The sequence below is a fragment of the Sphingopyxis sp. genome, from assembly GCF_016463645.1.
In the GTDB taxonomy this organism is placed as follows: domain Bacteria; phylum Pseudomonadota; class Alphaproteobacteria; order Sphingomonadales; family Sphingomonadaceae; genus Sphingopyxis.
In genome coordinates this window covers 46,659-57,935 of the sequence record NZ_JAEMQX010000011.1, presented here as the reverse complement: position 1 = coordinate 57,935, position 11,277 = coordinate 46,659, and the positions used below count along the sequence as shown (strand labels likewise).

9 protein-coding genes, 1 tRNA gene and 2 rRNA genes are annotated in these 11,277 nt (G+C 66.6%); 9 read left to right on the top strand and 3 right to left on the bottom strand.

Annotated features, from left to right (window positions below):
• The 3 genes from JHC57_RS04895 to JHC57_RS04885 form a co-directional block, all read left to right on the top strand.
• Window positions 1–146: ribosomal RNA gene (locus JHC57_RS04895) — 23S ribosomal RNA — on the top strand; the annotation flags it as partial.
• Window positions 147–274: 128 nt separating this feature from the next.
• A 5S ribosomal RNA gene (gene rrf / locus JHC57_RS04890) occupies window positions 275–389 on the top strand.
• Window positions 390–498: 109 nt separating this feature from the next.
• Window positions 499–575: transfer RNA gene (locus JHC57_RS04885), tRNA-Met, on the top strand.
• A gap of 361 nt (window positions 576–936) precedes the next feature.
• Here the strand turns inward: JHC57_RS04885 and JHC57_RS04880 are convergent.
• Window positions 937–2,229, bottom strand: coding sequence for an Hsp70 family protein (locus tag JHC57_RS04880; protein ID WP_294028883.1), 1,293 nt, complete (start codon window positions 2,227–2,229; stop codon window positions 937–939).
• Between the two features lie 82 nt (window positions 2,230–2,311).
• Entirely contained in the window at window positions 2,312–2,956 is a 645-nt protein-coding gene (locus tag JHC57_RS04875) for a TetR/AcrR family transcriptional regulator (protein ID WP_294028882.1), read from the bottom strand.
• Window positions 2,957–2,981: 25 nt separating this feature from the next.
• Here JHC57_RS04875 and JHC57_RS04870 point away from each other — a divergent pair, with 25 nt between their 5' ends.
• Genes JHC57_RS04870 through JHC57_RS04860 form a run of 3 tightly spaced genes read left to right on the top strand, consistent with a single transcriptional unit; the run spans window position 2,982 to window position 7,138 of the window.
• Window positions 2,982–4,436, top strand: a complete 1,455-nt coding sequence (locus tag JHC57_RS04870) for an efflux transporter outer membrane subunit (protein ID WP_294028881.1) — start codon at window positions 2,982–2,984, stop codon at window positions 4,434–4,436.
• Window positions 4,433–5,584: an HlyD family efflux transporter periplasmic adaptor subunit gene (locus JHC57_RS04865; RefSeq protein WP_294028880.1), complete on the top strand. Its 1,152-nt coding sequence runs from the start codon at window positions 4,433–4,435 to the stop codon at window positions 5,582–5,584. Before JHC57_RS04870 ends, JHC57_RS04865 begins: the two co-directional genes overlap by 4 nt.
• A 3-nt stretch (window positions 5,585–5,587) precedes the next feature.
• The gene (locus tag JHC57_RS04860) at window positions 5,588–7,138 is read left to right on the top strand and encodes a DHA2 family efflux MFS transporter permease subunit (protein WP_294028879.1); all 1,551 of its coding nucleotides are present in this window, start codon (window positions 5,588–5,590) and stop codon (window positions 7,136–7,138) included.
• A gap of 3 nt (window positions 7,139–7,141) precedes the next feature.
• Here JHC57_RS04860 and JHC57_RS04855 read toward each other — a convergent pair whose 3' ends face one another.
• Window positions 7,142–7,564 (bottom strand): VOC family protein, encoded by a 423-nt coding sequence (locus tag JHC57_RS04855; RefSeq protein ID WP_294028878.1) that lies wholly within the window; start codon window positions 7,562–7,564, stop codon window positions 7,142–7,144.
• An 80-nt stretch (window positions 7,565–7,644) separates the two neighbouring features.
• On the opposite strand from JHC57_RS04855, the gene JHC57_RS04850 reads away from it, so the two are divergent.
• The 3 genes from JHC57_RS04850 to JHC57_RS04840 all read left to right on the top strand — a co-directional run bounded on the left by JHC57_RS04850 (window position 7,645) and on the right by JHC57_RS04840 (window position 11,267).
• Window positions 7,645–9,525, top strand: a complete 1,881-nt coding sequence (locus tag JHC57_RS04850; protein WP_294028877.1) for an ABC-F family ATP-binding cassette domain-containing protein — start codon at window positions 7,645–7,647, stop codon at window positions 9,523–9,525.
• 111 nt (window positions 9,526–9,636) lie between these two features.
• Window positions 9,637–10,725, top strand: coding sequence for a 4-hydroxyphenylpyruvate dioxygenase (hppD, locus tag JHC57_RS04845; protein ID WP_294028876.1), 1,089 nt, complete (start codon window positions 9,637–9,639; stop codon window positions 10,723–10,725).
• On the top strand, window positions 10,722–11,267 hold the full coding sequence (locus tag JHC57_RS04840; RefSeq protein WP_294028875.1) for a VOC family protein: 546 nt from the start codon (window positions 10,722–10,724) through the stop codon (window positions 11,265–11,267). The genes hppD and JHC57_RS04840 overlap by 4 nt, the downstream gene beginning before the upstream one ends.
• The last annotated feature ends 10 nt before the right edge of the window (window positions 11,268–11,277 follow it).

The window sequence follows — 11,277 nt, the reverse complement described above, 5'->3', positions numbered from 1 at the left end:
GATAACCGCTGAAAGCATCTAAGCGGGAAGCCTCCCTCAAGATAAGATTTCTTAGAGCCGTGGAAGACCACCACGTTGATAGATCGGATGTAGAAGCGCAGTAATGCGTGGAGCTAACCGATACTAATTGCTCTATTCGCACTTAAGAGTCCCGCCATCAACGACAAGCCTGACCGGCCAATGGCCACAGCTTGTCCGCGAATGACGGATGATTGATCAGACAGTATTGCACGGACATCGATTGAAACCCTTTTGACCTACGCCGGCTTCATTGCTTGGTGACCATGGCGTCAGTGACCCACCCGATCCCATCTCGAACTCGGCCGTGAAACCTGACAGCGCCGATGGTACTATGGCTCAAGCCCTGGAAGAGTAGGACGTCGCCAGGCATTGTGGCCGGCGTAAGGTCGAAAGAAACCCATTCGCAAAGTCAGAGGCCGGCAGCGATGCCGGCCTTTTGCTGTTTTGGCGGTCCGCAAGGCGCCGCAAGCTGGTTGACGCGGGATGGAGCAGCCCGGTAGCTCGTCAGGCTCATAACCTGAAGGTCGTAGGTTCAAATCCTACTCCCGCAACCAACAAAAAGCCCGCCAGTCCGTTCGGACGGCGGGCTTTTTTGCGTCCGCGGCGCTCCCTCGCGGTTCTCCTCTCCGGTCGATTGCCATCCTGTTGCGCCTCATCGGCTTCGCGGGCAGGACGCAGGGATGCAAGATCCATCCGACGAGCGCGAAAAACTGCTCGACCGATTGCTGACGCGGCCCGTCAACGACGCCGTTTTCGAGATGTGCTTGTGGAACATCCATCGTCGCCAATTCGGCCCGCCCCCGCATGCCGGGAAAATCGAAAGCCGGATCGCCTGCCGCGCATCCGGGCTTTTCCGCGTCAACATATGCGCGCGATCGATCATGGGCTCTGCATAACACGCCGGACGCGCCGCGGTCAGGCCGCCCATTCGGCGGGATCCGATTCCTCGCCGATCAGCGCGAGACCGTGCGCGATCGATGTCAGTTCGCCGCCCGACGCGATGCGATCCTCGCCGAAACGCCGCTCGAACAGCATGCGGATCGCGGGGATCAGCGACGAACCGCCGGTCAGGAAGACGCGGTCGATCGCCTCGGGCGCGGTGCCCGCACGCGCCAGTGCCTGCTCCATCGCCACCTCGATGCGACGGAGATCATCGGCGATCCATTGCTCGAAATCGGCACGCCGGACATCGGCCCCGATCTCGATCCCGCCGCCGGCGAAACGGAATTCGGCATGATCGCTGCCCGACAGCGCGCGCTTGAGCCTGCCGACGGCATCGTAGAGCGGAAAACCCTGCTCATGCTCGATCAGCGCGATCATGCGGCCGATCAGCTCGGGGCGCTCGGCGTCGCGTTGCAGGCGGCGGATATCATCGAGTGTCCGCCGGTTGCGCATCATCGCGAGCCGCGACCAGTCGCCGAAATCGGAAAAGTAACCGCCGGGAATCTCGAGGATCTTGTCGAACGAGCGATAGTTGCTGCCCTTGCCGAGCAGCGGCAGCACGAGCCGGTCGACGATGCGATAGTCGAAGCGGTCGCCCGCGATCCCGATCCCCGACGAGGCGAGCGGCACGCAGCGGCGCGGGCTCCCCGGCTCCGCCACGCGAACGATAGAGAAATCGGTGGTGCCGCCGCCGAAATCGGCGACGAGAATCGTCGCGGGCTCGGTCAGGCGCGAGGCATAGCTGTGCGCGGCGCCGAGCGGTTCGTGGACATAATAAATTTCGGTGCCGAACGCCGCGAGCATCGCGTCGTAACGCTGCCGCGCGAGTTCGGGATCGGGCCGCGCGCCGGCATATTCGACCGGGCGTCCGACGATGATGCGGCGGGGGCGCTCGTCGAGTGCGCCGCCGGCATGCGCCACGAGGCGCTGAAGGAAAAGGCGGCCCAGATCCTCGAAACGGAACGGCTTGCCCCAGATCATCGCGCGCTCGAACAGCGGGCTCGCCGCGACGCTCTTGAACGACTGGATGAAGCGGCTGTCGAGCGGAGACTGGAGATATTCGTCGATCGCCCACGGTCCCGCCTCATGCGCGATACCGTTCCAGCCGCGCTCCTCCTCCCAGAAGCAGAGCGCCGAACGGAACACCGCGTCGCCGGAGTCGCCAAATGCGACGAGCCCGGTGCCGCCCTGGCCGTCGGCGAGGGCGACGACGCTGTTCGTCGTGCCGAAATCGAGGCCGAGCGCGCTCGCAGCCGCCTTGTCCATGAGATGCTCCTGTGCCGGGGATCCCCGCTTGGGGGCGGCGCCTATTGCACAGGTCGGCGGACGGGGCAAGCGCGGTGGCTGTTCAGCTTTCCGGTCGCCAGGCGCGATAGAAGGTGTCGAGCGCGGCCTCGACATCGTCCCGGAGCCGGGCAAGATCGCGGCTTTCGGGAAGATTGAGCATCGCGAACTGATAGACGCCCGACTGGCAGAGGCCGGTGAATTGCTGCACCGCGCGCATCGGATCGCCCATCCTGAGCTCGCCTCGCACCATCTTTTCCCCCACCCATCCGGCCGCGCGCGCCTTCCCGCGGCGCGGGCCGCGTTCATAGAAGGTTTCGGCGAGATGCGGGAAGCGCTCGGCCTCGCCGACGACGAGGCGAAAGAGCGACAGGATCGGCGTCGCGGTCAGCTTGGTCATCAGCAGATTGCCGAAACGGCGCAGCACATCGGGCACCGGCTCGTCGAGCGGCAAGTCGATCGCCAGCATCTGGCCATATTGTTCGACGATATCGTCGACCACCGCTTCGAACAATTCCTCCTTCGAAGGAAAATAGGTCCAGAGCGTCGTCTTCGAGCCGCCGACCTTGGCGGCGATCGACGACATCGTCGTGCCCGCATAGCCGTTCGCGAAAAACAATTCGCGCGCGGCATCGACGAACGCCTTGCGCCGCATCGCGGCGGCGTCGTCCGATGCAGCCGTACTATCTGGTATCATTTCGATTGACAACGCAGCCTCCGAAGTTCATTGGCGCATGATACCAGCTAGTATCGTTGGAAGCCATGCCCGATCATTATTTCTTGCAACCGCGGTTTTCGGCCTGTTGGCCGGCTGCGCGACCGTGCCCGACCTTGGGCCGAAACCCGCTCCGGCGACCGCCGGGACGTTCGAGTCGGCCGCGAGCCTCGCCAGCGCCGACGGCGCGTGGCCGGCCGAAGGCTGGTGGCGGGGTTTCGGCGATGCACAGCTCGATGCGCTGATATCCGAGGGGCTCGAAGACTCGCCCGATGTCGCGATCGCCGCCGCGCGCGTCCGCGCCGCCGAGGCGATGGCACAGCAGGCGGGCGCCGCGCTGCTGCCGCGCGTCGGCGCCGAAGGCAGTGCCGGCGGGGTCCAGCAAAGCAAGAATATGGGCATTCCGCCCGAATTCGTGCCCGACGGCATCCAGGACACGGGGCATATCGCCGCGACCTTCAGCTTCGATCTCGACCTGTGGGGCCGGAATCGCGCGGCGCTCGCCGCGGCGACGTCCGAGGCCGAGGCGGCCCGCGTCGACGAGGCGCAGGCGCGGCTGATGCTGGCGACGGGGATCGCCGCCGCCTATGCCGACCTCGACGGCTATTATCGGGAACTCGATACCGCGAACGAGGCGGTGCGCGTTCGCACCGCGAGCGCGAACCTGTCGGGTGACCGCGCGCGTGCGGGGATCGAAAATCAGGCGAGCCAGCGGCAGGCCGAGAGCCGCGCCGCGTCGGCAAGGGCGGACGTCGTCGCGCTCGAGGAAGCGATCGCGACGACGCGCAACCGGATCGCGGCCCTGCTCGGCGCCGGCCCCGATCGCGGGCGGTCGATCGCACGGCCGCAACTGGTACGGCCGTCGCTGGGCCTGCCGGCGAATGCCGGGATCGACCTGATCGGCCGCCGTCCCGACATCGTAGCGGCGCGCTTGCGGTCCGAGGCGGCCGCGAAGCGCATCGATGTCGCGCGTGCCGATTTCTATCCGAACATCAGCCTGTCGGCGCTCGTCGGACTCCAGTCGCTCGGTCTGTCGAACCTGTTCAGCTCGGGGTCCGAATATGGCAATGGCGGCGCCGCGATCAGCCTGCCGGTCTTCGAGGGCGGGCGGCTGCAGGGCCGCTATCGCGGAGCCCGCGCCGACTATGACGTGGCGGTTGCGACCTATGATCGCACGCTGGTCGGCGCGCTGCGCGACGTCGCCGATATCGTCGCGAGCCGCGCGGCGGCGGAACGCCAGCTCGCCGGGCGCCGCGAAGCGCTGAGCGCTGCCGCCGAGGCGTCGAAACTCGCGGAGCTGCGTTACCGCGCCGGCCTTTCGAACCAGATCATCCAGCTCACCGCCGAGGACAGCATGGTCGCATTGAGCCGCACCGTTGCCGAACTCGAGGCGCGCCGGCTCACCCTCGATATCGCCCTGATCCGCGCACTTGGCGGCGGATATCAGGCCGCCAATCCAACAGGAGACGAATGATGGCCGACGAAACGGCTGCAGCCGCACCCGACGCTCCCGAAATTGCCCCCGAAACCAACGGCGCCAAGCGCGCCAGACTGCTGCGGATCCTCGCCATCGTGGTGGTGACCATCGCTGTCCTCTGGGGCCTCTGGTATTTTCTGACGCAGGCCGGGCGCGTTCACACCGACAACGCCTATGTCGGTGCCGACTCGGCGCAGGTCACGGCGCTGATCGCGGGCCCCGTGAAGGAAGTGCGCGTCAGCGGCACGCAGGCGGTGAAGAAGGGCGACGTCCTCGTCATCCTCGATGACGCCGACCAGCGGATCGCGGTCGCCGACGCCGAAGCCGCACTGCGGCTCGCGCGCCAGCGTTACGGACAGGCCGACGCCAACGCCGACGCTGCCCGCGCGCGCGTCGCGGCGCGTGGCGCCGACATCGCGCAGGCGCGGGCCCGGCTGCGCGACGCCGATGCAACGGTCGAGCGTGCGCGTGCCGAGCTGGCGCGGCGTCAGAGCATCGCCGGCACCGGCGCGGTGTCGGGCGAGGAATTGACCGCCGCCCGCGCGGCGCTCGCGTCGGCTTCGGCTGCGCGCGATCTCGCGGCGGCGGGCATTGCTTCGGCCGAAGCGACGCGCGGCTCGGCGAGCGGCGACCTGGGCGCCGCCGAAGCCGTGGTGCGCGGCACGACGATCAACACCGCTCCCGACGTGGCGGCGGCCGAGGCGCGGCTCGAAAAGGCGCGGCTCGACCTCGCGCGCACGGTGCTGCGCGCGCCCGTCGACGGCATCGTCACCAACCGGCAGGTGCAGGTCGGCCAGCGGATCGCGGCGGGCGCGCCGATCATGGTGATCGTTCCGATCGCGACCGCCTATGTCGACGCCAATTTCAAGGAAAGCCAGTTCGGCGATATCCGCATCGGCCAGCCGGTCGAGCTGACCTCGGACTATTATGGCGGCGACGTCGTCTATCGCGGCAAGGTCGTCGGCATCGCCGGCGGCACCGGCGCGGCCTTCTCGCTGATCCCGGCGCAGAATGCGACGGGCAACTGGGTGAAGGTCGTCCAGCGTCTGCCGGTGCGTATCGCGCTCGACCCGAAGGAGCTGAAGTCGCATCCGCTGCGCGTCGGGCTCTCGATGGAAGCCACGATCGACACGCGCGGAAACTGATCGATGGCCAGCGCCGCCGCCCCTGCATCCGCCATCCCGGCAGAGCCGCAACCGCTGACCGGCGCGCGGCTGATCGTCGCCGCCTTTGCGCTTGCGCTCGCCAACTTCGTCGTCGTCCTCGACACGACGATCGCGAACGTGTCGGTGCCGCACATCGCGGGCGGGCTTGCCGTGTCGCCGACGCAGGGAACGTGGGTGATTACCAGCTATGCGGTCGCCGACGCGATCAGCGTGCCGCTCACGGGCTGGCTCGCGATGCGCTTCGGCACCGTGCGCTGGTTCATGATCTCGATCATCGGCTTCGGCATCTTCTCCTTCCTCTGCGGCATTTCGCGCACGCTCGACGCCCTCGTGCTCTTCCGCGTGCTGCAGGGGCTCGCGGGCGGCCCGCTGATGCCGCTGTCGCAGATATTGCTGCTGCGCATCTTCCCCAAGGAAAAGGCCGGGGTGGGCCTCGCCATCTGGGCGATGACGACGACCACCGCGCCGATCCTCGGCCCGATCCTCGGCGGCACGATCAGCGACAACTGGACCTGGCCGTGGATATTCTTCATCAACCTGCCCGTCGTCGCAATCTGCGCCTTCGGCGTTTTCACGCTGCTGACGCCCTTCGAGACGAAGCGCGCCAAGGCGCGGATCGACGTCATCGGCCTGATCCTGCTCGTCGTGTCGGTCGGGGCGTTCCAGATCATGCTCGACACCGGGCGCGAGCATGACTGGTTCGGATCGACGTGGATCGTCGGCCTCGCGATCGTCGCCGCGATCAGCTTCGCCGCCTTCGTCATCTGGGAGCTGACCGACGCCAATCCGGTGGTGAACCTGCGTATCTTCCGCTTCCGCGGCTTCAGCTTCGCGACGATGGCGATCTCGCTGGGCTTCGGCGCCTTTTTCGCACAGGTCGTGCTGACGCCGCTCTGGTTGCAGCAGGTGGCGGGTTATACCGCGACCGAGACGGGCTTCATCGTCGCCTGGCTCGGCGTGTTCGCGGTGCTCCTGTCACCCGTCGCCGCGGGACTGATCACGAAGATCGACGTGCGGATCACCATCTGCGCCGGCATTCTCTGGATGGCATTCATGTCGATCCTGCGCGCGAGCTGGAACGCCGACGTCGGTTACTGGACGCTCGCGTTGCCGCACATCCTGCAGGGGATCGGCATGCCCTTCTTCTTCGTCGGGCTCACCGCGCTCGCGCTGAGTTCGGTACCCGCGCAGCACCAGACGTCGGCGGCCGGGTTGATGAGCTTCCTGCGCACGCTCTGCGGTGCGATCGGCACCGCGATCGCGACGACCGCGTGGGACGACGCGAGCCGGACCTCGCGTTCCGAACTGGTGTCGGCGCTCAACAATCCCGAGGGCACGATGACCTCGCTGCAAAACGCCGGGCTGACGCTCGAGCAGGCGCGCGCCGCGATCGAGCGGCTGGTCGAGGTGCAGGCCTCGACGCTCGGCGTGCTTCACCTGTTTCTCGCATCGGGCGTCGTCTTCGTGATTGCCGCGATCTCGGTGTGGTTCGCGCCGCGGCCGAAGCAGATTTCGATGGGCGGCGGGCACTAGGCCCTATCGGGCGAAGAGTTGGCCCGGATCGGCAAAGGCCTTGAACTCGAGCGCATTGCCCGCGGGATCGAGGAAGAACATCGTCGACTGCTCGCCCGGCTGACCGGGAAAGCGCGTGTGCGGTTCGATCACGAAGCGCGTCCCCGCCGCCTTCAGCCGGTCGGCGAGCGCCTGCCATTCGGCGGGCGGCAGCACGACGCCGAAATGCGGCACGGGCACGTCATGCCCGTCGACCGGATTATGCGCCGCGGACGCGCGCGGCGTATCGGTGCGGTGCGCGACGATCTGGTGGCCGTAGAGATTGAAGTCGACCCAGTCGGCACTGCTCCGACCTTCTGCGCAGCCGAGGACCGTGCCGTAGAAATGGCGCGCGGCATCGAGGTCGTCGACGGGAAAGGCGATGTGGAAGGGGGCGAGTCCGGTCATGTCCCGCTTTTGCCGCACCCTCGCCGCTTATGCCAGCCCGGGACTTGGGCGACGGCGCCGAACATGCTAGGCGCGCGCCCATGCTGACGATCAATAGCCTCACCGTGCGCCTCGGCGGGCGCACCATCCTCGACCGCGCGACCGCGAGTCTGCCGGGCAGAAGCCGCACCGGGCTGATCGGCCGCAACGGCGCGGGCAAGTCGACGCTGATGAAGGTGATGATCGGCCAGCTCGAGGCCGACGAGGGCGGTATCGAAATGCCGCGCAAGACGCGCGTCGGCTATATCGCGCAGGAAGCGCCGAGCGGAACCGCAACGCCGTTCGAAACGGTGCTCGCCGCCGACACCGAACGCGCCGAACTGCTCGCGGCGTCGGAGGTCGAGCAGGATCCGCACAAGCTCGGCGACATTCACGAGCGGCTGATCGCGATCGATGCCTATGCCGCGCCCGCGCGCGCCGCGCGTATCCTGATCGGATTGGGCTTCGACGAGGAGATGCAGGGGCGTCCGCTCGACAGCTTTTCGGGCGGGTGGAAGATGCGCGTCGCGCTCGCGGCGCTGCTCTTCTCGAATCCCGACCTGCTGCTGCTCGACGAACCGTCGAACCATCTCGACCTCGAAGCGACGATGTGGCTCGAAAGCTTCCTGCGCGCCTATCCGGGCCAGCTCGTCGTGATCAGCCACGAACGCGACCTCCTCAACAATGTCGTCGATCACATCCTCCATCTCGAAGGCGGCAAGGTCACGCTCTACCCCGGCGGCTATAATGATTTCGAGCGCCAGCGCGCCGAACGCATCGCGCAGCTTGCGGCGGCGAAGGCGGCGCAGGACGCGCAGCGCGCGAAGCTGCAGGATTATGTCGCGCGCAACAGCGCGCGCGCCTCGACCGCGAAACAGGCGCAGTCGCGCGCGAAGCAGCTCGCGCGCATGCAGCCGATCGCCGCGGTGTCGGAAGACCCGAGCCTCGTCTTCGACTTTCCGAGCCCCGACGAGCTGAAACCGCCGCTGATCACGCTCGACCTCGCGAGCGTCGGCTATGCGCCGGGCGAGCCGATCCTGACCCGGCTCAACCTGCGCATCGATCCCGACGACCGCATCGCGCTGCTCGGTCGCAACGGCAACGGCAAGACGACGCTCGCGCGCCTGCTCGCGGCGCAGCTCGCGCCGATGGACGGCGCGATGGCGGCGTCGGGCAAGATGCGCGTCGGCTATTTCACCCAATATCAGGTCGAGGAACTCGACGGCAGCGACACGCCGCTCGGCCACATGACGCGCGTGATGGCGGGCAAGACGCCGGGCGCGGTGCGCGCGCAACTCGGGCGCTTCGGCTTCACCGGCAACAAGGCGACGACCGAGGTCGGCAAGCTGTCGGGCGGCGAACGCGCGCGCCTCGCGCTCGCGCTGATCACGCGCGACGCGCCGCACCTCCTCATCCTCGACGAACCGACCAACCACCTCGACGTCGACGCGCGCGAGGCGCTGGTACAGGCCCTGAACGGCTTCGACGGCGCGGTGCTGATCGTCAGCCACGACCGCCACATGCTCGAACTCACCGCCGACCGCCTCGTCCTTGTCGACAATGGCACCGCGCGCGATTTCGACGGCAGCATGGACGATTATGTCGCCTTCATTCTCGGCAAGGCCGCGAATGACGATACGAAGGGCGCCCCGACAAAGCCCAGGGACGCCAAGCTCGCGCGGCAGGAGGCTGCGAAGGCGCGCGAAGCGCAGGCGGTGCTGCGCAAGTCGGCGAAGGATCATGAGGCGCGCGCCGCGAAGCTCGCGCAGCAGGTCAGCGCGATCGATCGCGCGATGTTCGACCCCGCGAGCGCCGAGCCCGCACTCGCCAAGCTGACCATGGGTGAATTGTCGCAGCGTCGCGGCAAGCTGGCGGCCGAGCTGGAAGGTGTCGAGGCTGCGTGGATGGAAGCGCTCGAGGCGATCGAGGAAGCGGCCGCTTAATTTTCCTCGTCACCCCGGATCAAGCCCGGGATGACGGGAGTGTTCGCGCATTGACTCGCGCCCCGCGATCCATCATACTAGTTTCAATTGAAACTATATAGGGAATGCACCATGGCCGATCTGTTCGACAATCCGCTGGGTCTCGACGGTTTCGAATTCGTCGAATTCTCGGCGCCCGAAAAGGGCATTCTCGAACCCGTTTTCGAAGCCATGGGCTTTACGCTGATCGCGCGGCATCGCTCGAAGGATGTCCAGCTGTGGCGCCAGGGCGGGATCAATCTGATCGCGAACTACGAACCCAGATCACCCGCCGCCTATTTCGCCGCCGAGCACGGCCCGTCGGCGTGCGGCATGGGCTGGCGCGTGCGCGACGCGGCGAAAGCCTACAGCGAAGCGGTCGAACGCGGCGCCGAACCGGTCGAGGTGACGCCGGGGCCGATGGAACTCCGTCTCCCCGCCATCCGCGGCATCGGCGGCTCGATCATCTATCTGATCGACCGCTACGGCGACGACCTCAGCATCTACGACATCGATTTCGTCTATGAAGCGGGCGTCGATCGCCATCCGGTCGGCGCGGGGATGCAGCTCATCGATCACCTGACGCACAATGTCTACGGCGGCCGGATGGCGCACTGGGCGGCTTTCTACGAGCGTATCGCGGGCTTCCGCGAGATCCGCTATTTCGACATCAAGGGCGAATATACCGGCCTGACGTCGAAGGCGATGACCGCCCCCGACGGCAAGATCCGCATCCCGCTCAACGAGGAGGGCGCGGGCGGCAAGGGGCAGATCGAGGAATATCTGCGCGCCTATAATGGCGAAGGCATCCAGCATATCGCCTTCAGCTGCGACGATCTCTACACCGCGTGGGACAAATTGAAGGCGCTTGGCAATCCTTTCGCGCCGTCGCCGCCGGCGACCTATTACGAGATGCTCGAAGAGCGGCTTCCGGGCCATGGCGAATCGGTCGAGGGCCTCCAGTCGCGCGGCATCCTGCTCGATGGTTCGACCACCGAAGGCGACCCGCGCCTGCTGCTCCAGATTTTCGGCCAGACCGTGATCGGCCCGGTCTTTTTCGAATTCATCCAGCGCAAGAAGGATGAGGGCTTCGGCGAAGGCAATTTCACCGCGCTGTTCAAATCGATGGAAATGGACCAGATTCGCCGCGGAGCCCTGAACGTCGAGGAACCCGCCGAATGACGAGCCCGATCAAATTGGGCGGCGTCCACCACGCCGCCTATCGCTGCCGCGATGCGAAGGAAACGGTCGAATGGTACGAGCGCATGCTCGGCATGACCTACACGACCGCTTTTGCCGAGGATCATGTGCCCTCGACCGGCGAGTACGACCCTTACATGCACGTCTTCCTCGACGCGGGGAACGGCAATATCCTCGCTTTCTTCGAGCTGCCCAACCAGCCCGACATGGGCCGCGACGAGAATACGCCCAAGTGGGTCCAGCATCTGGCGTTCAGGGTCGGCAGCCATGACGAACTGGTCGCCGCGAAGGAGCATCTGACCGCGAACGGCGTCGACGTGCTCGGGCCGACGCACCACGGCATCTTCAAGTCGATCTATTTCTTCGACCCCAACGGCCACCGCGTCGAACTCGCGTGCGACATCGGCACCGATGAGCAATATGCCGAACTGAAACGCGTCGCGCCGCTGATGCTCGAGGAATGGAGCCGGACGAAGAAGGCGCCGCGCCACGCGGATTGGCTGCATCAGGCCGCGAACGAGTAGACCTTCTCGC

Coding starts and splice junctions, on each gene's coding strand:
- JHC57_RS04880 (WP_294028883.1), bottom strand. CDS start 2,229: ATGGACAAGGCGGCTGCGAGCGCGCTCGGCCTCGATTTCGGCACGACG.
- JHC57_RS04855 (WP_294028878.1), bottom strand. CDS start 7,564: ATGACCGGACTCGCCCCCTTCCACATCGCCTTTCCCGTCGACGACCTC.
- JHC57_RS04865 (WP_294028880.1), top strand. CDS start 4,433: ATGATGGCCGACGAAACGGCTGCAGCCGCACCCGACGCTCCCGAAATT.
- JHC57_RS04840 (WP_294028875.1), top strand. CDS start 10,722: ATGACGAGCCCGATCAAATTGGGCGGCGTCCACCACGCCGCCTATCGC.
- JHC57_RS04850 (WP_294028877.1), top strand. CDS start 7,645: ATGCTGACGATCAATAGCCTCACCGTGCGCCTCGGCGGGCGCACCATC.
- JHC57_RS04870 (WP_294028881.1), top strand. CDS start 2,982: ATGATACCAGCTAGTATCGTTGGAAGCCATGCCCGATCATTATTTCTT.
- JHC57_RS04860 (WP_294028879.1), top strand. CDS start 5,588: ATGGCCAGCGCCGCCGCCCCTGCATCCGCCATCCCGGCAGAGCCGCAA.
- hppD (WP_294028876.1), top strand. CDS start 9,637: ATGGCCGATCTGTTCGACAATCCGCTGGGTCTCGACGGTTTCGAATTC.